The 21470-nt window shown below is 63.8% G+C and carries 16 protein-coding genes; 9 read left to right on the top strand and 7 right to left on the bottom strand.

What is annotated here, in order from left to right; genetic code table 11:
- Positions 1 to 3: 3 nt before the first annotated feature.
- The 5 genes from AC04SF_RS17760 to AC04SF_RS17740 form a co-directional block, all read right to left on the bottom strand.
- Entirely contained in the window at positions 4 to 2223 is a 2220-nt protein-coding gene (locus AC04SF_RS17760; protein WP_488478883.1) for a 3-hydroxyacyl-CoA dehydrogenase NAD-binding domain-containing protein, read from the bottom strand.
- 14 nt (positions 2224 to 2237) lie between these two features.
- Complete coding sequence (locus AC04SF_RS17755; RefSeq protein ID WP_488478882.1) at positions 2238 to 3446, bottom strand: acetyl-CoA C-acetyltransferase; 1209 nt, start codon at positions 3444 to 3446, stop codon at positions 2238 to 2240.
- A gap of 33 nt (positions 3447 to 3479) precedes the next feature.
- Positions 3480 to 4649: an acyl-CoA dehydrogenase family protein gene (locus AC04SF_RS17750; protein ID WP_096458487.1), complete on the bottom strand. Its 1170-nt coding sequence runs from the start codon at positions 4647 to 4649 to the stop codon at positions 3480 to 3482.
- Positions 4650 to 4751: 102 nt separating this feature from the next.
- Positions 4752 to 6542, bottom strand: coding sequence for an acyl-CoA dehydrogenase (locus AC04SF_RS17745; protein WP_488478881.1), 1791 nt, complete (start codon positions 6540 to 6542; stop codon positions 4752 to 4754).
- Between the two features lie 215 nt (positions 6543 to 6757).
- A complete protein-coding gene (locus AC04SF_RS17740) occupies positions 6758 to 7033 on the bottom strand; it encodes a hypothetical protein (RefSeq protein ID WP_488478880.1) in 276 nt (91 codons plus the stop codon).
- Between AC04SF_RS17740 and AC04SF_RS17735 the strand changes: the two genes are divergently transcribed.
- Positions 7025 to 7285, top strand: coding sequence for a hypothetical protein (locus AC04SF_RS17735; protein WP_488478879.1), 261 nt, complete (start codon positions 7025 to 7027; stop codon positions 7283 to 7285). The genes AC04SF_RS17740 and AC04SF_RS17735 overlap by 9 nt on opposite strands.
- Positions 7286 to 7371: 86 nt before the next feature.
- Here AC04SF_RS17735 and AC04SF_RS17730 read toward each other — a convergent pair whose 3' ends face one another.
- Entirely contained in the window at positions 7372 to 7830 is a 459-nt protein-coding gene (locus tag AC04SF_RS17730) for a MerR family transcriptional regulator (RefSeq protein WP_488478931.1), read from the bottom strand.
- Positions 7831 to 8284: 454 nt separating this feature from the next.
- On the opposite strand from AC04SF_RS17730, the gene AC04SF_RS17725 reads away from it, so the two are divergent.
- From AC04SF_RS17725 to AC04SF_RS17710, 4 genes are all read left to right on the top strand, one after another.
- Positions 8285 to 12349: a peptidoglycan-binding protein gene (locus AC04SF_RS17725; RefSeq protein WP_488478878.1), complete on the top strand. Its 4065-nt coding sequence runs from the start codon at positions 8285 to 8287 to the stop codon at positions 12347 to 12349.
- Between the two features lie 193 nt (positions 12350 to 12542).
- Positions 12543 to 13466, top strand: coding sequence for a sulfite exporter TauE/SafE family protein (locus AC04SF_RS17720; RefSeq protein ID WP_095198337.1), 924 nt, complete (start codon positions 12543 to 12545; stop codon positions 13464 to 13466).
- The gene (locus tag AC04SF_RS17715; protein ID WP_477222982.1) at positions 13466 to 14257 is read left to right on the top strand and encodes a TIGR02186 family protein; all 792 of its coding nucleotides are present in this window, start codon (positions 13466 to 13468) and stop codon (positions 14255 to 14257) included. Before AC04SF_RS17720 ends, AC04SF_RS17715 begins: the two co-directional genes overlap by 1 nt.
- 172 nt (positions 14258 to 14429) lie before the next feature.
- Positions 14430 to 15686, top strand: a complete 1257-nt coding sequence (locus tag AC04SF_RS17710) for an Hsp70 family protein (RefSeq protein ID WP_488478877.1) — start codon at positions 14430 to 14432, stop codon at positions 15684 to 15686.
- Here the strand turns inward: AC04SF_RS17710 and AC04SF_RS17705 are convergent, their stop codons facing one another.
- On the bottom strand, positions 15687 to 16589 hold the full coding sequence (locus AC04SF_RS17705; protein ID WP_096453387.1) for a LysR family transcriptional regulator: 903 nt from the start codon (positions 16587 to 16589) through the stop codon (positions 15687 to 15689). It lies immediately after the preceding gene.
- Positions 16590 to 16712: 123 nt separating this feature from the next.
- Here AC04SF_RS17705 and AC04SF_RS17700 point away from each other — a divergent pair, with 123 nt between their 5' ends.
- Genes AC04SF_RS17700 through AC04SF_RS17685 form a run of 4 tightly spaced genes read left to right on the top strand, consistent with a single transcriptional unit; the run spans position 16713 to position 21468 of the window.
- Complete coding sequence (locus tag AC04SF_RS17700) at positions 16713 to 16871, top strand: hypothetical protein (protein WP_202351678.1); 159 nt, start codon at positions 16713 to 16715, stop codon at positions 16869 to 16871.
- On the top strand, positions 16868 to 19798 hold the full coding sequence (locus AC04SF_RS17695; RefSeq protein WP_488478876.1) for a molybdopterin oxidoreductase family protein: 2931 nt from the start codon (positions 16868 to 16870) through the stop codon (positions 19796 to 19798). Before AC04SF_RS17700 ends, AC04SF_RS17695 begins: the two co-directional genes overlap by 4 nt.
- Complete coding sequence (locus tag AC04SF_RS17690) at positions 19795 to 20529, top strand: 4Fe-4S dicluster domain-containing protein (protein ID WP_488478875.1); 735 nt, start codon at positions 19795 to 19797, stop codon at positions 20527 to 20529. The genes AC04SF_RS17695 and AC04SF_RS17690 overlap by 4 nt, the downstream gene beginning before the upstream one ends.
- Before the next feature lie 3 nt (positions 20530 to 20532).
- Positions 20533 to 21468 carry a dimethyl sulfoxide reductase anchor subunit family protein gene (locus AC04SF_RS17685; protein WP_488478874.1) on the top strand — a complete coding sequence of 312 codons (936 nt, stop codon included), beginning with the start codon at positions 20533 to 20535 and terminating at the stop codon, positions 21466 to 21468.
- Positions 21469 to 21470: the final 2 nt, after the last annotated feature.

Genomic DNA, 21470 nt, shown 5'->3' with positions numbered 1-21470 from the left:
TCGTCAGGCAGCCTGCTTCACGTCGCCCTTGGCGTAGGGATCGAAGCGCTGGTAGAAGGTTTCGCCTTTTTCGGCCATGTCGATGAGCAGCTTGGGCGACTTGAACTCGGCGCCGTATTTCTTCTGCAGTCCCTTGGCGATCCTGACGAATTCCTTGGCGCCCATGCCGTCGATATAGGACAGCGCGCCGCCCGTGTAAGGCGCGAAGCCGAAGGCCAGGATCGAGCCGACATCGGCCTCACGCGGGTCGGTGACGATGCCCTCTTCCATCACCCGCGCCGCTTCCAGCGCGATGGTGACCAGCAGCCGCTGCTGCAACTCCTCGTAATCGACCTTCTCGGGCGCAAGCTGCGGGTAGAGGTCCTTCAGACCCGGCCACAGCTTCTTCTTGGCGGGCTTGGCCGGATAATCATAGAAGCCCTTGCCGTTCTTGCGGCCGAAGCGACCATGGTCGTCGACCATGGTGTTGATCAGCGCCATCTGCTTGGGGTCGACGGCCTTGTCGCCGAGATCCCGGATGGTCTGCTTCATGATCTTCTGGGCAAGATCGATGGCGGTCTCGTCGGTCAGCGCCAGTGGGCCGACCGGCATGCCGGCGGCCTTCGCCGCATTCTCGATCATCGGCGCGGGAACGCCCTCGATCAGCATCTTGTAGGCTTCCGACATGTAGCGCAGCACGCAGCGATTGACGTAGAAGCCGCGCGTATCGTTGACGACGATCGGCGTCTTCTTGATGGCACGGACAAAATCGATCGCTGTTGCCAGCGCCTTGTCGCCCGTCTTCTTGCCCAAAATGATCTCGACCAGCATCATCTTGTCGACCGGCGAGAAGAAGTGGATGCCGATAAAATTCTTCGGTCGCGCCGAATTCTTCGCCAGCGAGGTGATCGGAATGGTCGAGGTGTTGGAGGCGAAGATCGCCGACGACTTCAGCACGGCCTCCGCCTGTTCGGTGGCGGCCTTCTTGACGGCGGAATCCTCGAACACCGCCTCGACGACGAGGTCGCAACCGGCAAGGTCGGCATAGTCGGCTGTCGGCGTGATCAAAGACAAGAGCTTGTCCTTCTCCTCAGGCTTGGCGCGGCCCTTCTTGACCTGATCCGAGACCAGATTGTCGGAATGCGCCTTGCCCTTAGTGGCGGACTCGATATCGCGGTCGAGCAGAACCACCGGGATACCGGCCTTGGCGGTGACATAGGCGATGCCGGCACCCATGAAGCCGGCGCCAAGAATGCCGATCTTCTTGAACTTGGTTTCCGGCACGCCGGCAGGACGGCGGGCGCCCTTGTTCAGCTCCTGCAGCGATACGAACAGCGAGCGGATCATCGCCGCCGCTTCCTTGGTCTGCATGATCTCGGTGAAATAGCGCTGCTCGATCCTGAGGCCGGTATCGAACGGCACCAGCAGGCCTTCATAGACGCATTTCAGGATGGCGGCGGCGGCCGGATAGTTGCCATAGGTCTCGCGACGCAGAATGGCGATTGCCGGCGGCCACAAATTGAAGCCGGCAGGCGTATAGATCTGGCCACCAGGCAGCTTAAAGCCCTTCTCGTCCCAGGGCTGGACGGCTTTCAGACCATTTTTGATCATCGCCTTGGCGGTCTCGATCAGCTTGGCCGGCTCGGCGATCTCATGGATCAGGCCCATGGCCTTCGCCTTCTGCGGCGACAGATTCTGGCCCGAGGTCAGCATCTGCAGCGCCTGCTGCTGATCGGTCAGCCGCGGCACACGCTGGGTGCCGCCGGCGCCGGGGAAGATGCCGACCTTGACTTCCGGCAAGGCCATCTTGACCTTGTCGGAGTCAGCGGCGACACGGCCATGGCAGGCCAGCGACAATTCGAAGGCGCCGCCCATGCAGGTGCCGTTGATCGCCGACACCCAAGGCTTGCCCGATGTTTCGAGCTTGCGCCACAGGCCGCCCATGCGTCCGGCATTGTCGAACAGCAGCTTTGCCGCCTTCTCCGGGTCCTTGCCTTTCTCCTTGGCAAAGACCGCCAGCATCTTCTGCAGCATGGTGAGATCGGCGCCACCGGAGAAGCTGTCCTTGCCCGAGGTGATCACCGCACCCTTGATGCCGGCGTCGGCCACCACCTGGTCGATGATCTTGTCGAGTTCGCCCATCACCTCCTCGGTGAACACGTTCATCGAGCGATCCGGCATGTTCCAGGTGACGAGCGCGATGCCGTCGGCGTCGGTGTCGAGGGTGAAATTGGTGTAGCTCATGGTTTCTCTCCCCGTCAGACGCGTTCGATGATCGTTGCGGTGCCCATGCCGGCGCCGATGCACAGCGTCACCAGCGCGGTGTTGAGGTCACGGCGCTCGAGTTCGTCCAGCACCGTGCCGAAGATCATCGCGCCGGTGGCGCCGAGCGGGTGGCCCATGGCAATGGCGCCGCCATTGACGTTGATCTTGTCGTGCGGGATTTCGAAGGCCTGCATGTAGCGCAGCACCACCGAGGCGAAGGCCTCGTTGAGCTCGAACAGGTCGATGTCGGACAGCTTCATCTTGGCTCGCTTCAGGAGCTTCTCGGTGACGTCGACCGGGCCGGTCAGCATCAGCACCGGCTCGGAGCCTATATTGGCAAAGGTGCGGATGCGCGCGCGGGGCTTGAGGCCCATCGCCTTGCCAGCCTTCTTCGAGCCGAGCAGCACGGCCGCGGCGCCATCGACGATGCCGGACGAATTGCCGGCGTGATGGACGTGATTGACCTCTTCCACCTCGGGGTGCTTCTGCACCGCGACCGCGTCGAAGCCACCCATTTCACCCGGCATTACGAAGGACGGGTTAAGCGAAGCCAGCGACTGCATGTCGGTCGAAGGCCGCATGTGCTCGTCATGGTCGAGAATGGTGAGGCCGTTCTGGTCCTTGATCGGGATCACCGAATTCTTGAAGCGGCCGTCGGCCCAGGATTTGGCCGCACGCTTCTGGCTCTCGACCGCATAGGCATCGACGTCGTCGCGGGCAAAACCGTATTTGGTGGCGATCAGATCGGCCGAGATGCCTTGCGGCACGAACCAGCCAGGCAGGCCGACCGAAGGGTCCATGAACCAGGCACCGCCGGAGGCGCCCATGCCGACGCGCGACATGGATTCGACGCCACCGGCAATGACGATCTCGTCGGCGCCCTGCGCGATCTTGGCGGCGCCGAAATTGATGGCATCGAGACCCGAGGCGCAGAAGCGCGAGATCTGCATGCCGGGCGCCTTAGTGTCGTAGCCTGCCTCGAAGGCGGCCGCGCGCGGAATGACCGAGCCCGCCTCGCCAACCGGATCGACGCAGCCGAAGATGATGTCGTCGACAGTGCCGGTGTCGAGCCCATTGCGGTCGCGCAGCGCTTCCAGCGTCTTGGCGGCAAGCCGCACCGCCGGAACCTCGTGCAGCGATCCGTCCTTCTTGCCCTTGCCGCGCGGCGTGCGCACGGCGTCATAGACATAAGCCTCAGCCATTTTCGTGCTCCTTGGGTTTGCCGGTCGCCACTCTCAGAGCGAGCGTCCGATCAGCAATTTCATGATCTCGTTGGTGCCGCCGTAGATGCGCTGGACGCGAGCGTCGCGGAACATGCGAGCGATCGGGTATTCATTCATGTAACCATAGCCGCCATGCAATTGAAGGCATTCGTCGACGACTTTGCCCTGCAGGTCGGAGAGCCAATATTTCGCCATCGACGCCGTCACCGGATCGAGCCCGCCATTGATGTGGCGGGTGACGCAGTCATTGTAGAAGACCCGGCCGATCGTCGCCTCGGTCTTCAGCTCGGCGAGCTTGAACTGGGTGTTCTGGAAGTCGATGATCGCCTTGCCGAAGGCCTTGCGCTCCTTGACGTAGTCGATGGTCAGCGCCAGCGCCCGCTCGATCATGGCGATGGCGCCAGTGCCGATTTGCAGCCGCTCCTGCGGCAATTGCTGCATCAGCTGGATGAAGCCCTGGCCTTCTTCGTGGCCGAGCAGGTTGGATGTCGGCACGCGCACGTCGTTGAAGAACAGCTCCGACGTGTCGTTGGCCTTCAGGCCGATCTTGTCGAGGTTGCGGCCGCGCTCGAAACCCTCGACCTCGTCGGTCTCGACGACGATCAGCGAGGTGCCCTTGGCGCCCTTTTCCGGATCGGTCTTGGTGACGACGATGATGAAGTTGGCGAGCTGGCCGTTGGTGATGAAGGTCTTGGAGCCGTTGACCTTGTACTGATTGCCGTCCTTCTCCGCCCGCGTCTTGACGCCCTGCAGGTCGGAACCGGCGCCCGGCTCGGTCATGGCGATGGCGCCGATCAGTTCGCCGGTGGCGAGCTTCGGCAGCCACTTCTTCTTCTGCTCCTCGGAGCCGTAGTGGAGGATGTAGGGCGCGACGATCGAATTGTGCAGGCCGATGCCAAAACCGTCGACGCCGACATGGCCGATCGCCTCGATGATGGCGCTCTCATGCGCGAAGGTGCCGCCGGAACCGCCATATTCCTCCGGCATTGACGCGCAGAGCAGACCGGCAGCACCCGCCTTCAGCCAGCTCTCGCGATCGACCATCTCGTTCTTCTCGAACTCGTCGTAGCGCGGTGCGATCTCCTCCGACATGAAGCGGGTCGCCATGTCGTAGAGCATGCCGACCTCGTCCGCCGCCCAGGCGGGTTTGGGGAGGCCAAGGATTTCGGCGGGGTTGGTCATGTGGATATGATACTCCTCCCAGAGCGCATCGTCGGAGTTGAGGCCGGCGCACGTCACGCAGGCCTCAACCGACCCTCCCCTCGAGGGAGAGGGCAACCATCTTTAGAACGCTTCCGCCGGTAGGGCCATCAGCGTGTCCGAGCCACTCGAAATACGGGCAAGATGCGCCGACGTCTCCGGCATGATCCGCTCCATGAAGAAGCGCGCCGTCACCACCTTGTTGTCGTAGAAGGGCTGGGAGCCGTTGGCGCCGGTCTTGCCTTGTGCTGCCTTGGCCATCTGCGCCCACATGTAGCCCAGCGCGACAAGGCCGAAGAGATGCATGTAGTCGGTCGAGGCCGCACCGGCATTGTCGGGTTTGGCCATGCCGTTCTGCACCAGCCACATGGTCGCCGCCTGCAGATCGTTGAGGCCCTTCTTCAACCCCTTGGTGAACGGCGTCATCTTCTCGTCGGCGCGGTTTTCCTCGCAGAATTCACCGACCTCCTTGAAGAAAGCCTGGATGGCGCGGCCGCCATTCAGGCCGAGCTTGCGGCCGACGAGGTCGAGCGCCTGGATGCCGTTGGCGCCCTCATAGATCATGGCGATACGGGCATCGCGCACGAACTGGCTCATGCCGTGCTCTTCGATATAGCCGTGGCCGCCGAACACCTGCTGGGCCATGACGGCGTGGTCGAAGCCCTTGTCGGTGAACACGCCCTTGACCACCGGGGTCATCAGGCCTGTGTAGTCCTCGGCGGCCTGTCGGTCCTTGTCGTCGGGGGAACGATGCGCGATGTCGGACTTGATCGCCGTCCACAAGGCCAGCGCGCGGCCGGCCTCGTTGAACGCCTTCATGGTCATCAGCGAGCGGCGGATGTCGGGATGGACGATGATCGGGTCAGCCTTCTTGTCCGGTGCCTTCGGCCCCGACAGGGAACGGCCTTGCAACCGGTCCTTGGCGTAGGAAACGGCATTCTGGTAGGCAATTTCGGAGATCGACAGCCCCTGCAAGGCGACACCGAGCCTCGCCTCGTTCATCATCGTGAACATCGCCTTGAGGCCGCCATTCTCCTCACCGAGCAGCGTGCCTTCAGCCTCGTCATAGTTCATGACGCAGGTCGAATTGCCGTGGATGCCCATCTTCTCCTCGATCGAGCCGCAGGAGAGCGTGTTGCGCTCGCCCGGATTGCCCGAAGCATCGAGCTTGAGCTTCGGCACGATGAATAGCGAAATGCCCTTGACGCCTTCCGGCGCGCCCTCGATGCGGGCCAGCACCAGATGGACGATGTTATCCGACATGTCATGCTCGCCGGCCGAGATGAATATCTTCTGGCCTGAAATCCTGTAGGTACCATTGCCGTTCGGCACCGCCTTGGTGCGCAGCAGGCCGAGGTCGGTGCCGCAATGCGGCTCGGTCAGATTCATGGTGCCGGTCCAGGCACCCTCGACCAGCTTCGGCAGCCAGGTCGCCTTCTGGTCGTCGGTGCCGTGGGTGATGATCGCCGCGATCGCGCCCTGGGTCAGGCCGGGATACATCATCAGCGCCATGTTGGCCGAGACCATGTATTCGGAGACCGCCTGGTGCACCATGTAGGGCAACCCCTGACCACCGAACTCGATCGGCGCCGCCAGCCCCATCCAGCCGCCCTCGCGATACTGGTCGAAGGCTTCCTTAAAACCTTTCGGCGTCGTCACCGAGCCGTCGTCGTGGCGCACACAGCCTTCCATGTCGCCGACACGGTTGAGCGGATGCATGACGTTCTCGGCGAGCTTGGCGCCCTCGGCGAGGATCGCCTCCAGCACGTCGGGCGTGGCGTCGGCAAATCCGGGAAGGTTGGAATAGCGCTGATAGCCCAGCACCTCGTTGAGCACGAACAGCGTGTCCTGGACCGGGGCCCTGTAGATCGGCATGCTTTTCCTCCACCATGCGGATTAGGCCCCGAAATCCAGCCGTGCGCGGCAAGCGGGCCAATGTCGAAGCCGCAATAGCAAATATTGACGTTTGCGTAAACGTCAATTCTTTGTGTCGAAGAAAATTTTGACAGCCTTTGGCGATCGGGAAAGGCCGCTTGCCGATCCGTTCGCGGCGAGGCAATTTCGCTGAATGACCCGTGCCGCATTCATAATCAGCATTCAGAGCCACTATTTGGATCAGTTCCGGGTGTTCGTCGAAGAGCAACGGCGGAACTGCATCCAGGGGTCAAGCGGAAGTAAAATTCCAGATCGGCGAGGAGAGCGGGCTCTTTCGGGGGCTTTGTTGCGTCGACTTTATCAAGAATGACGGACAGGTCGAGCCTGCGGAACTTCAGCCGGATTTCGTCACGTTCGAGCCGATATCGGGTCGGCTTGGTCTCGCCGAACTGCTGATCGAGCAGTTGCAATGGAATGATGTCGTGATCCATCACACGCTCGCGGCGTCTCCACTCGACCAGATAGGGGCCTGGTTCCAGCACTGGTTCGACCCCGATGACGAGCGTTACGTGGAGGGCGCCGAGTTCGGCAACATCATCCATTCGCTTTCCATCCGGCCCAAGGCGCTGAGCGTGGACTTGGGAACGGCTTCTCCCGACGCATTCTGGAGTTTGCTCGCGCTTCTTGAGGCTGCGGGTACAGCCGGCTTGCGGATCAGCAACTCTCAGACGCAGGCATCCTGAAGCGGGAGCCGCGCTGACCTGAACCATAGAAAAAGCCGCGCAGCAGAGCCACGCGGCTTTGATCGTCAGAAGTTCAGCAGACTTGTTTAGCTCGCGACGCTCGCCTGCGCCGTGCGCTCGGCCAACATCTGGCGCACCGCCGACATCGAGCCGGAGAGCTCGTTGATGGCATCGTCGATCAGCGCCCGCTGCTTCTGCAGGCGGGCAAGCTGCTTTTCCGACTTGTCCAGCGCCAACCGCAGTTGCTTGGTGTTGGAACCGGTCGGATCGTAGAGATCCATCATCTGCTTGACGTCGCGCAGCGAGAACCCGACCTTGCGGCCGAGCAGGATCAACTTCAGCCTGGCCTTGTCGCGGCGCGTGTAGAGACGGGTCGAACCGTCACGCTGCGGGTTGAGCAGGCCCTTGTCTTCGTAGAAACGCAGCGTGCGCAGCGTCACACCGTACTTCTTCGCCATTTCGCCGATGCGGGCGAGATCCTCACCGGCTTCGACATATACATTATTGGTATTGGCCGCGGTCTCGCCGGCCGAGATAAGCTTCATGGTCACTGGCTTTCCCCGTCTGGTGGCGTCGCGGTCCTGGACCATGCGTCGCCTGACTGGAAGCGGGGGCGTGCTTCCGGCCGTGGTTTCGACAAACAAAATCGCAAACAGCACACTCAAATGCGCCTTTTACGTTTACGTCAATTCTATACCGATAGCCGCCTCATGACGCAAGGGGCGTTCTGAGAAGGTGCTTTATGCCGCAGCGCGGACGCCGACAGCCAACTTCCTTGCAACTTCTTAAGCTTGGTTAACGCGTTGTTTACCACGTTGGGGGAAATGTGGGCGCGTCGGCTACCCGTGTTTATCCTGTATCGAATTTTTCACGGTTTTTCGGAGCGCGGGTGAAACCCCGGGAAGCTCGTCTTCCACCGTGGCAGCGCGGTCGCCTTCGTTCCGGCAGGGACTTGGGGAGCTGGTCGCAAGCCGGCCAATCTGAAAGACGGACGCACCGATGAACAGCAAGCGGTCCTATCTCGACACACTCAACGCCGGCAGGCAGCGCAGGCCGCAGACCACGCTCGAGCAATTGAACCGCTCGCTGGAGACGCTGGAACAGCGACTGGGGCAGACCCGCGAGGAGGTGACGGCACGTCCCGCTCCGCGCCAATATGGCGCCGATCCGCGCTACCAGGCCCCCGATCCGCGCTCTCCCACCGCGGAGCCGCGTTATCCCGCCACGCAACCAACCGCCCAGCAGCGCTGGTACGAGAACCCGCAGCCGGCGCCGCGCCCACAGAACCCGGCACCCGCCCCCGGCTTCGACCAGAACTACCAGGCCATCGCCCGCGACATCGACCGCGTGCGCGGCCAGGAAGACAGCGTCGCCATGGTTGGCAAGATCGCTGGCGAACTGCGCGGCATGCGCGAGGAGCTGCGCCACCAGATGACAGCAGGCCTGCAGCGCGAATTCGACGCGCTGCGCAAGGATATCGATCGCGCTTTCCAGGCGAACGCCAAGCCCGGCGCGGCAGGCAAGGGCAGCGCCGAACTCGGCGTCGAATTCGAACGGCTTTCCGGCGCCATCAAAACGCTGTCGGAGAAGAGCGACGACAGAAGCGTCAACCTGCTGCGGCTGGAGCTCGAGCAGGTCAAGGCCGCGCTCGACACGCTGGCGCGCGAGGAGAGCGTGCAGAAGGTCGACCGCCGCTGGGACGAATTCGACCGCCGCTGGACAGCTTTCGAGGACCGCGTCGACGCCGACCAGCGCAAACGGTCCGACGATCCCGCCCTTGCGGCCCTGACCGACCGCCTGGAGCAGATCAGCAATGCCGTCAACAATCTGCCGGAATCGCTGTCGCTGCGCTCGCTCGAGGAAAAGGTCCGTACGCTCGCCGGCGCCGTCGAACACTTCGCGGGCCAGCAGGACAATCGCGGCAGCGACACGCTTGCCATGATCGACGAGCGGCTGGACGAGATTTCCCGCGCCATCGTAGCCTCGACCGTCGCGGCCCAGGCCAATTCGGTCGACCACGAAGCCTTTGAACGTATTGAGAAGCGGATCGACTCGCTCGCCCGGCAGATCGAGGAAGTGGCCCAGGACCACCCCGGCAATGCGGTCATGGATCGCCTGGGCACGCTGTCGAGCCGGGTCGACGAACTCGCCGGCCGCGCCAATTTGCCCGAACAGGCGATGGAACGGCTGGCCAAACAGATCACCCTCATCGCCGACAAGATCGACCAGGCGCCGGCCATGCCCGACGCCGACTATATCTTCCAAGGGCTTGAGCAGCGCTTCGACGTGCTGTCCGGCATGATGGAACGCCGCCAGGGCGACGCCATCGAACAGGGCAATATGCTGTTCCGCGATCTGGAGCGCCGTCTGGACGAGGTTGCCGACCGGCTCGACCAGCGCATGACGCCGCAGATCGACAGCGCCGGCATCATGGAAGCCATCGATGCCCGCTTCACCGCGCTCGCTACGCGCATGGAGACGCGCGCTCCCGATCCCGCCGGCGAAGCGGCGATCCGTGGGCTGGAAAGCCGGCTCGAGGATATTTCCAGCCGGCTCGACGCATCGGCGGCCCAGGTGGCCGGCATCGATCCGGCGCTGATCCGCAGCCTGGAAGCGCAGGTCGCCGGCCTGTCCGCCCATCTTTCCAGGCCGAGCACCCCGCTGCCGGAATTCGAGGACATCAGCCCGCGCCTCAACGAAATCGAGAAGACGCTGGCCGGCACCCGCGATTCCATTCTCGGCGCGGCACGCGAAGCCGCCGAGAACGCGGTGCGTTCGCTGGCCGGGTCGAATGCCAACGCGTCAGCAGTTTCCGGCCTCGCCCAGGATCTGAAGACGCTGGAAACGCTGACGCGGCGTTCCGACGAGCGCAATTCGAGAACCTTCGAAGCCATCCATGACACGCTGCTCAAGATCGTCGACAGGCTGGGTTCGCTGGAGACCAGCGAACCGTCCGAGGCGGTAAGCGAGCTGCTCGACACGCGCCACGACGAGGCCGTCGGCAAGCGCCGCGCGCGGACCGCCAAGATGGCTGTCGAGGCGCCGTCCCTGGATATCGACGAACCGATGCCGCTGACCGGCGACATGGCCGATCTCGACGGCCGGGCCGCCGCCATATTGGGCAACGAGCCGGGGCCGCGTGGAGATTTCGGCATGCGTAGCGATCTGGGTACGCGCTCGCCGGCGGAAGCCGCCGCCGCCGCCGCCATGGCCGCGCTCGGTTCCGACACCATCGCCGAGAAAGACCAGCCGGCAGGCCGCAAGTCGATGTTCGGCGGGTTGGCACGCGCCTTCAAGGGCAAGAAGGCGGCAGAAAATCCACCATCGGCCCGCTCGGCTGCCAGCACCGACATACCGAGTGTCGATCTCGACGAGCCGCTCGATCCGAAAGTGGCCAACCGACCGCTGGAACCCGGCTCCGGCGCGCCCGACCTCAATGCCATCATGAAGCGAGTGCGCGACGAGCGCGGCCAGCCGGCCAAGCTCAGCGAAAGCGACGCCGCGAAATCGGATTTCATCGCTGCCGCGCGGCGCGCGGCGCAGGCGGCCGCCGCAGAGGCCGACGCCTTGAAGCGCCAGTCGACGGTGAAAGGGCCGGTGAAGGCGCTCAGGATAGGCGACCTGCTCAAGGCGCGGCGCAAGCCGATCCTGATGGCTGCGGCGGCGATCATGCTGGCGCTTGCCGGCCTGCAGCTCGGCAAGGCGTTTCTCTCGGACCCGGCCCAGGTAGCCAGCAACGACGCGGCGCCGATCGTTGCCGCGCAGCCGGTGCAAACCGCATCCGTCGACACGAGCCAGCCGAAGGCGGAAGCCCAGCCGGCAGCGACCGACAACGCCCCGGCCCGCGCCGTCAGGCAGGCCGAACCATCCGTGCCGGCAAGCAAGGACGACGTGATGGCGCAGACCGCCCTGGCGATGCCGTCGGACACGGACGCGATGGCGAATACAGCACCGGTCGCGGAGCCCGCGCCAGCCGCCTCTTCCGGCCCGATGGCTTCGGCCGCTCCGGCGCCATCCGCGCCCATTGCTACGACCCCGATGGATACGACGGCTTCAGAGCCGGCCGCCGTCAATGGCGGTGCACAAGCGACGGATACCGATGCCCAGCCGGCCCCGGCTGCGCCGACGGCGGCCAACGAAGCCACCGCCAAGGACACCACTGGTGCGGTCGCGCCGGCGGATGCCCCCGCGGCAGCGGCCACGCCCAAGTTCGACATTCCGGCCGAGGCCGGCCCGGCCGCGCTGCGCGATGCCGCCGCCGGTGGCGACCCCAAGGCGCTGTTCGAGATCGGCTCGCGCTACGCCGAGTCGCGCGGCGTCAAGGAAGACATGGCGGCAGCCGCCAAATGGTACGAGAAATCGGCTGAACTCGGCTTCGCGCCGGCCGAATACCGCATCGGCAATTTCTATGAGAAGGGCATCGGCGTCGCCCGCGACATCAAGAAGTCGAAGACCTGGTACCAGCTCGCCGCCGAGCAGGGCAATGCCAGCGCCATGCACAATCTGGCCGTGCTGTTCGCCATGGCCGCCGATGGAGTGACCGACAATGAATCGGCCGCACACTGGTTCCAGGAAGCCGCCGACCTCGGCGTCAAGGACAGCCAGTTCAATCTCGGCATCCTCGCCGCCAAGGGCGTCGGCATGAAGCAGAACCTCGAGGAATCCTACAAATGGTTCGCGCTCGTCGCCAAGACCGGCGACAAGGATGCGGCCGCCAAGCGCGACGAGATCGCCAATGCGCTGCGGCCCGAGCAGCTCGAGCGGGCGCGCGCCGCGACCGAATTGTGGAAGGCCAAGCCGCTCAACGCGGCGACCAATTCGGCCGACATTCCCGAATCCTGGCAGGAAGGCACGCCGCAGACGACCGCCGGTATCGACATGAAGAAGGCGGTCAAGAACATCCAGCTCATCCTCAACAAGAACGGCTACGATGCCGGCGGCGCCGACGGCGTCATGGGCGAGAAGACCAAGAACGCGATCATCGCTTTCCAGACCGACAACAAGCTGCCGGCGACCGGCGCCGTCGATGAAAAACTGGTGCGGGCGCTGCTGGCGCGCAAATAACAAGAGGAAGCGTCGTTTCCACGACGCTCCTGCCACACATTTGCCTGTTAACTGATTGAGATATTTTTTGTTTCGGCGCGGCGACGGGGTTTGACCCCGCCGCCGCGTCGGCGCAAGGAAAAATTGGCTTTTCGGTGCGAGACTGCCGACAACGGCTGTATTCGCCGACAGGCAAACTGATCGAGACTGACGGGTGGGCATCTATCTCCCGATTGCGGAAATTTCCGTCAACGTCTTCGTGCTGCTGGCCATGGGTGCGGCGGTGGGCTTCCTGTCGGGCATGTTCGGCGTCGGCGGCGGCTTCCTCATCACGCCGCTCCTGATCTTCTACAACATCCCCCCGGCGATCGCGGTTGCCACCGGCGCCAACCAGGTCATCGCCTCTTCCGTCTCCGGCGTACTCTCGCACATGAAGCGAGGCACGCTCGACTTCAAGCTGGGCGGCGTGCTTCTCGCGGGCGGCATCATCGGCTCCACCGCCGGCATCTACGTCTTCGCCTTCCTGCGCCGGCTCGGCCAGCTCGACCTGTTCATCTCGCTGCTTTATGTCGTGCTGCTCGGCACGGTCGGCGGGCTGATGCTGGTCGAAAGCATCAATGCGCTGCGTGCCACACGCAGCGGCGCCGCGCCGGTGCTGAAGAAATCCGGCCAGCACAACTGGATCCACCGGCTGCCGCTGAAGATGCGCTTCAGGGCATCAAAACTGTTCGTCAGCGTCATCCCGGTGCTGGGCCTTGGCGCCGGCATCGGCTTCCTGTCGTCGATCATGGGCGTCGGCGGCGGCTTCATCATGGTGCCGGCGCTGATCTATCTGCTCAAGGTGCCGACCAATGTCGTTATCGGCACCTCGCTGTTCCAGATCATCTTTACGTCCGCCTACACCACGCTGGTCCACGCCACCACCAACCAGACGGTCGATGTCGTGCTGGCCTTCATTTTGATGGCGGGTGGCGTCGCCGGCGCGCAATATGGCGCCAAGGCTGGCCAGCGGCTGCGCGGCGAGCAGCTCAGGGCATTGCTGGCCTTGCTGGTGCTGGCTGTGGCGATCAGACTTGCCATCGATCTTTTCGTCACCCCGCCCAATCTCTATTCGCTGTCTGCCTTGGGCCTCAACTGATGACGGGCCGCAAAGCGTTCGCAACCGCCATTTTCCTGTCACTGCTTGCGGTCGTCGTACCTGCCAAGGCACAGACGCCACTGCCGGAAGGCATCCAGATCGGGCTCTCCACCGACAATGTTTCGATCACCGCCGGCTTTTCCGGTGCCGACCTGACCATTTTCGGCTCGCTGGAAAACCCTGACCCGCTGGTCGCCCGACAGGGGCGCTACGACGTCATCGTCGTGCTCGAAGGGCCACCCAAGCCGGTGGTGGTGCGCCGCAAGGACCGGGTGCTCGGCGTGTGGGTCAATCTGGACTCCGAAACCTTCGAGAATGTGCCGATGTCCTATTCGGTGGCGACGACGCGGCCGCTGCAGGACATCACCGAGCCGAACAGCTACAAGCAGCTGTCGCTCGGTGCCTCCAATCTCTACATGCAGCCAGCCGACGCCGGCGACAGCCCGGCGACGATCGAAGAATTCACCACGGCCTTGCGCGAACGCAAAGCGGCGACCGGCCTCTACAGCGAGAATGTCGGCGGCGTGCAGTTCCTGTCGCAGAACCTGTTCCGCGCCACCGTGCGCTTGGCGCCCAATGTGCCGGTTGGGACCCACAAGGCACGTGCCTTCCTGTTCAAGAGCGGCCTGTTCATCAAGGAAAGTTCGGCCCAGCTCGAAATCCGCAAATCCGGTTTCGAACAGTCGATCTTCCGGGTCGCCCACAACTACTCCTTCCTCTATGGCGTCTTCGCCATATCGCTGGCCATGCTGACGGGCTGGCTCGGCAGGCTGATCTTCCGCAAGGACTGAGGCGCCCAAAAGGGGTTTCCCTTTCCCGCGTCATGCTATAGACCGCACCTCCCCGCCCAACGGGCAAGCACGCACAATTCAATTCGGCAGAGCGGTCCGGTCGCCCGAAACCGCAGCGCACGCTTCTTCCGCGAGCGCCGATCCGCTGCCTGGCGCCAATGAGGAGGCTGCTTTGCGACCAGCATTCGCCGGTATCGATTTCGGCACGTCGAACTCCACGGTCGGTGTAGTCCGCAACGGGCAACCCCACCTCGTCGCGCTCGAAGACAACCAGGTCACACTGCCCAGTGCGGTGTTCTTCAATTTCGAGGACGGCCGCATCTGTTTTGGCCGCCGGGCCATCGCCAACTACACCGACAGCGTGGAAGGCCGGCTGATGCGTTCGCTGAAGAGCGTGCTCGGCAGTTCGCTGGCGCATGAAAAGACGCGCATCAAGGCGCGCTCGATCGGCTTCATGGAGATCATCGGCCTGTTCCTTGGGCATCTCAGGAAAAGGCTGGAGGAGGATGGCGGCGATCTGGTCGAGACCGTGGTGCTCGGCCGCCCGGTGCAGTTCGTCGATGACGATGCGCAAGCCGACGCCAACGCACAGAGCGACCTGGAAAAGGCCGCGCATGCCCAGGGCTTCAAGCACATCGCTTTCCAATTCGAGCCGATCGCCGCGGCGCTCGACTATGAGCAGAGGGTGACACGCGAGGAGCTGGCGCTGATCATCGACATGGGCGGCGGCACGTCTGACTTTTCGGTCGTGCGCGTCTCGCCGGAGCGTGCCCGATCCCTCGACCGCAAGGACGATATCCTGGCCAGCAGGGGTGTCCATATCGGCGGCACCGATTTCGACCGGCTGCTCAGCATCGCCCATGTCATGCCGCAGCTCGGCTATTTGACCCCGACCAAGGACGGCAAGCGCAATCTGCCGGCCAGCTACTTCATCGATCTGGCGACATGGCAGCGCATCAACCTGGTCTACACCGCCAAGGCGATGACGCATCTGCGCCAGATCCGCTACGAGGCCGCGCGCGCCGACCTTGTCGACCGCTTCATCCACATCGTCGAGCACCGCTATGGGCACGCTTTGGCGGCATTGGTCGAAAAGGCCAAGATAGAACTGACCGACCAATCGTTGGCCGAAGTCGCGGTGAGGCTATCTGACGTGGAGTTCGCCGCTGAGATCACGCGCGACGGGCTGGACGCCGCGATCGCCAGGGACATCGAGCGGGTCACCGCGACGGTGGCTGAGACCATGCGCGACGCCGGGGTAACGCCGTCCGACATCACCGCGGTATTCCTGACCGGCGGCTCGACCGCGATCCCGCTGGCAAGACGGGAAATCCTGTCGCTGGTGCCGCAGGCTTCGGTGATCGACGGCGACATGTTCGGCTCGGTCGGGCTTGGCCTGGCGCTGGATGCGCAACGGAAGTTCGCCTAACTACGCTGAGCCGCTCCCTGCGGATTCGGTACCCAGATGTGCCTTGAGCGCCATCTGGGCGAGGCTTGCCTGGCGATCGCGGTGCGTGATCATGGCGAAGTCGCGTTTCGGCAGTTCGAGTGGCACGGAGCGCAGGCTGCCTTCGGCGACGGCGCGTCCGACAACGAGCTCCGAAATGATGGTGGCGCCGGCACCCGCCTCGACCGCCTGGCGAACCGCCTCGTTGCTGGGCAGCACCAGGAACACCTGCAAATCGGCTAGCGAAATCCCTTCGCGCCGCGCCAGATCCTCCAGCACCTCGCGCGTGCCCGAACCGCCTTCGCGGATGATCCAGCGCAGGCCCTTGATGTCGGGGCGGCCCGGCGCGGTTTCGGCGATCTCGGGATGTGACGCGGCGACCACCAGCATCAGCCGGTCGGTGTCGACCTTGGCGCGGCGCAATATGTCAGACTCGGTGCGCCCCTCGACCAGGCCGAGGTCGGCGGTTCCATCCAGCACACTGGCCTCGACCTGCCTTGTGTTACCAATGCTGACGCTCAGCCGCACCGCAGGGTAGGCCTCGTGGAAGGACGCCAGCCGGCGCGGCAGCCAGTAGCTGGCGATGGTCAGGCTGGCGGCGATGGAGAGACTGCCGGCGACCGTCTGTGAGACATGTTCCAGCACATTGCGGGCGGCGGCGGCTCGCTCCAGCACGGCCTTGGCCTCCGGCAGGAACCGGTGGCCGGTCTGGGCAAGCTCGATGTTGCGGCCGACGCGGTTGAACAGGTGGACGCCGTGCTGCTCTTCAAGCGCGCGGATGGCAGCCGATGCCGCAGACTGCGAAATGCCCAAAAGCTCCGCCGCCTTGGTCATGTGGCCGCGCTCGGCGACGGCGACGAAAATGCGCAACTGATCCAGGGTCATGGTGACATTAAGAACCAATATCGATCGAATTTACAAGAACAACTGATTAGACGGATCGATAGCTTCATTCTACATTTTCACGCGAAGTTAGAAAAAATTCGCCAGCGGATGGCAGAGACTAAAATGATCTGGCGGTTCAAGTCCCTTCTCGCGCATTGGACCCGCGGCATCCGCAGACGGCTCGCCGGCGATCGCTATCACCCCGAAGAGCACTATATGCGCGGCCCCGGGCCGAAGACGCGCGCCAAATCAGCCGGCCGCGCTGGCACCGCCGGCTCATGAACCACCGACCGCAGCGCGGCGCGAATTCGGCACCATCGCAACGCCCGCTAGCCGATACGCGCGCGCCAGATGAGGGCGACGGCGTCGACACCTCGCCAAGTGTTTCGGACAGCATCGCCAAGACGACCTGCTACATGTGCGCCTGCCGCTGCGGTATCGACGTGCACATCAAAGACGGCAAGGTCCGCTACATCAACGGCAACAGGGACCATCCGGTCAATCGCGGCGTGATCTGCGGCAAGGGCAGTTCCGGCATCATGCAGCATTACAGCCCGGCCCGGCTGAAGAAGCCCTTGCTGCGCAGCGGGCCGCGCGGCTCCGGCGCGTTTCGCGAGATCGAGTGGGAGGAAGCCTTTTCGATCGCGACGGAGCGGCTCTCCGCGATCCGTCGCACCGATCCGAAGAAACTTGCCTTCTTCACTGGCCGCGACCAGTCGCAATCCCTGACCGGCTGGTGGGCGAGCCAGTTCGGCACGCCGAATTTCGCCGCCCATGGCGGCTTCTGTTCGGTCAATATGGCGGCCGGGGGCCTCTACACGATCGGCGGTTCATTCTGGGAGTTCGGCGAGCCCGACTGGGACAACACAAGATACTTCATGCTGTTCGGCGTCGCCGAGGACCACGATTCCAACCCGATCAAGATCGGGCTGGGCAAGCTCAAGGCACGCGGCGCCAAGATTGTGTCGATCAACCCGTGCCGGACCGGCTACAATGCGATTGCCGATGACTGGATCGGCATCCGGCCCGGCACAGACGGCCTGTTCGTCTTCGCGCTCATCCACGAACTGTTGAAGGCCGGCCGCGTCGATCTCGATTACTTGCTCCGTTACACCAACGCCCATGTCCTCGTCGTGCAGGAGCCCGGTGCCTTCGACGACGGGTTGTTCGTCCGCGACGCCGATGGCAATCCGCTGACCTGGGACAGGGTGGCGAAGACCTCAGTCAAGGCAGCTGACCCGAAAGCGAAGCCGGCGCTGACCGGCAGCTTTGAAGTCGCCAGCCGCCGCTGCACGCCGGTGTTCCAGCTGTTCGCCGATCGCTATCTCGATGACAGCTATGCGCCGGATGCGGTCGCGGAGCGCTGCGGTATTGCTGCCGATACGATCCGCCGGATCGCCGCTGAACTTGCCCATGTCGCCTTCGAGCAGACGATCGAACTGCCGGTCGTATGGACCGACTGGGCCGGACGCCGGCACGAGACGATCACGGGCCGGCCCGTATCGATGCATGCCATGCGCGGTATATCAGCCCATTCGAACGGTTTTCATACCTGCCGCGCCATCCACCTGCTGCAGGTGTTGTTGGGCACGGTGGATGTTCCCGGCGGTTTTCGTTTCAAGCCGCCCTATCCCCGGTCGGCGCCGCCAGGCCCGAAACCCGCGGGCAAGACGGTCAAGCCAATGACGCCGCTGGACGGCATGCCGCTCGGCTTTGTCTGCGGGCCGGACGATCTGCTGGTCGATGAGGCAGGCACGCCGCTTCGCATCGACAAAGCCTATTCCTGGGAGGCGCCGCTCGCCGCGCACGGGCTGATGCATACCGTCATCCGCAATGCCTGGGCGGGCGATCCCTACCCGATCGACACGCTGATGATGTACATGTCGAACATGGCCTGGAATTCCTCGATGAACACCGTCGAGACCATTGCCATGCTGACCGACCACGATGAGGCGGGCAACTACAAGATCCCCTTCATCATCTATTCCGACGCCTATTATTCAGAGACGGTGCCGTTCGCCGACCTCGTGCTGCCGGATACGACCTATCTCGAGCGCCATGATTGCATCAGCCTGCTCGACCGGCCTATCAGCCATGCCGACGGGCCGGGCGACGCCATCCGCCATCCCGTGGTCGAGCCGGACCGCGACGTCAGGCCGTTCCAGTCGGTGCTGATCGAGCTCGGCGCGCGGCTCGGCCTGCCCGGCTTTGTCAATGATGACGGATCGGCCAAGTATACCGACTATGCCGACTACATCGTCAATCATGAGCGCACACCGGGCATCGGACCGCTGGCCGGCTGGCGTGGCAAGGACGGGACGTCGATCGGCAAGGGTGAAGTCAATCCGGACCAGTTGCAGCGCTACATCGACAATGGCGGCTTCTGGCATCACGACTTCGCAGAGGATCAGCGCTACTACAAGATGGCCAACCGCTCCTATCTCGATTTCGCGGTGCAGATGGGTTTCATCCCGAAGGCGGAGCCGATCGTCTTCCAGCTCTATTCCGAGCCGCTGCAGCGCTTTCGGCTGGCCGCACGCGGCCATGGCCGGGTGTTGCCACCCGAGGGCGAGCGCCAGCGCATCGAGACCTATATGGACCCGCTGCCGTTCTGGTACATGCCCTTCGAGGAGGCGGTCGTCGACCTCGAAAAATACCCGCTGCACGCGCTGACGCAGCGGCCGATGCACATGTATCATTCCTGGGGTTCGCAGAATGCGTGGCTGCGGCAGATTACCAGCCAGAACCGGCTGTTCGTGCATCACCGCACCGGCGCCAACCTCGGTCTCGTTGACGATGACTGGGTGTGGATCGAAAGCATCAATGGCCGTGTGAAGGGGCAGATCAAGCTGGTCGACGGGGTGAACGAAAGCACGGTCTGGACCTGGAACGCGATCGGCAAGAGGCGCGGCAGTTGGGGCCTGAAGGACGATGCCGCCGAGAGCAAGTGCGGCTTTCTGCTCAACCATATCATCGGCGACCAGACCTCGGCCGATGCACAGGGCAAGCGCTATTCGAATTCGGATCCGGTGACCGGCCAGGCGGCATGGTTCGATCTGCGTGTGCGCATCGTCAAATGCGCGGCTGAGGAAGCCGGCTTTACCGAGCCGCAGTTCGAGCGCTTTCAGCAGCCGCCACATTTCGAGCCCGCGCCCGACAAGCTGAGTTTCGGCGCCGAATTCCGCCGGGCAAGAGAGGCCGCCGAATGACATGCCTCCCCGCCCATACCGACAAGAAGCTCGGTCTCGTCATCGACCTCGACACCTGCGTCGGCTGCCAGGCCTGCGTCACTGCCTGCAAGGAATGGAACACCGGGGGCCACATGGCGCCGCTGACCGACATCGACCCGTATGGCGGCCATGTCGACGGTGTCTGGTTCAACCGCGTGCACAGCTATGAGCACACCACCGAGATGGGCGGGCGCACCGTCAACTTCCCGCGCTCCTGCCTGCATTGCGAGACGCCCGCCTGCGTCACCGTCTGCCCGACTGGCGCCTCCTACAAGCGCGCCTCGGACGGCATCGTGCTGATCGACGAGGACAAGTGTATCGGCTGCAAATTGTGCAGCTGGGCCTGCCCCTATGGCGCACGCGAATTCGACACCGATGTCGGCGTGATGAAGAAATGCACGCTGTGTGTAGACCGCATCTACAATGACAATCTGGCCGAGGAAGACCGCGTGCCGGCCTGCGTCGCCGCTTGCCCGACCAGCGCCCGGCATTTCGGCGATCTCGGCGATCCCCACTCCGCCGTCTCGCAGCTGGTGGCGGAGCGCGGCGGTGTCGACCTGATGCCTGAGCTAGGCTATCACCCGACCAACAAATACCTGCCGCCCCGCGCGCATACGCAACGCGCAGCATCGGTGCCGGCGAAGGCGCTGGAGCCGGTGCGGGCCGAAGGCGGCTTCCTCGGCTGGGTCGACCGCATGCTTTCGAACTAACCCATGCATCCAGCCTTCTCCGTCGTCTTCTTCACCACCGCCACCGGCGCCGGCTACGGGCTGCTCGCGCTGCTTGGCGTGCTCGGCGGGCTCCAGATCATTCCGCCCGATTTCTGGCTCGGCTTCACCGGGCTGGGGCTGGCGCTCGGCCTGATCGCCGCCGGCCTATTGTCCTCGACCGGCCATCTCGGCAGACCGGAACGCGCCTGGCGGGCGTTCTCGCAATGGCGCAGTTCCTGGCTGTCGCGCGAAGGCGTAGCCTCGGTCATCACTTTCATACCGGCGGGATTGTTCGGCATCGGCTGGCTGTTCTTTAGCCGCACTGGCGGCTGGGTAGCCATTGCCGGATTGCTGGCGGCCTGCGGTGCGGTCGTCACTGTCTGCACCACAGGGATGATCTATGCGTCGCTAAAGCCGATCGCCCAGTGGCACAGCCGGTATACTTTGCCGGCTTATCTTATCTTCGCGACCATGACCGGCAGCGTTCTGTTGAACGCGCTGCTGCAAGGTTTTGGCGTCGCCTCAATGGCCGTGCTGGCGCTCTCGTTGCTTGCCACTCTTGCCGGATGGGGCTGGAAGCTCGTGACCTGGCGGTACAATGACCGGCTCGAGATTCCGACCACCGCCAACACCGCGACCGGTTTGGCCGGCGGCACGGTGCGCTCGCTGGAATGGCCGCATACAGAGGAGAATTACCTGCTCAAGGAAATGGGCTTTCGCATCGCGCGCAAGCACAGTGCGAAGCTGCGGATGCTCACACAGGGGTTGGCCTTCGCCTTGCCCGTCCTGCTGCTCGCCGCCACCTTTGCCTTGCCCTGGCCCTTTGCGGCGGTGCCGTCAGTACTCGCCGCGATCGTCCAGTTCGCCGGCATGCTGGTCGAACGCTGGCTGTTCTTCGCCGAGGCGAAGCACACGGTTACCCTGTACTACGGACGTTGAGG

This window comes from Mesorhizobium sp. CNPSo 4671, from assembly GCF_057784245.1.
Note: the sequence above shows the minus strand (reverse complement) of the source record. Positions and strands in the feature narration are given on the sequence as shown.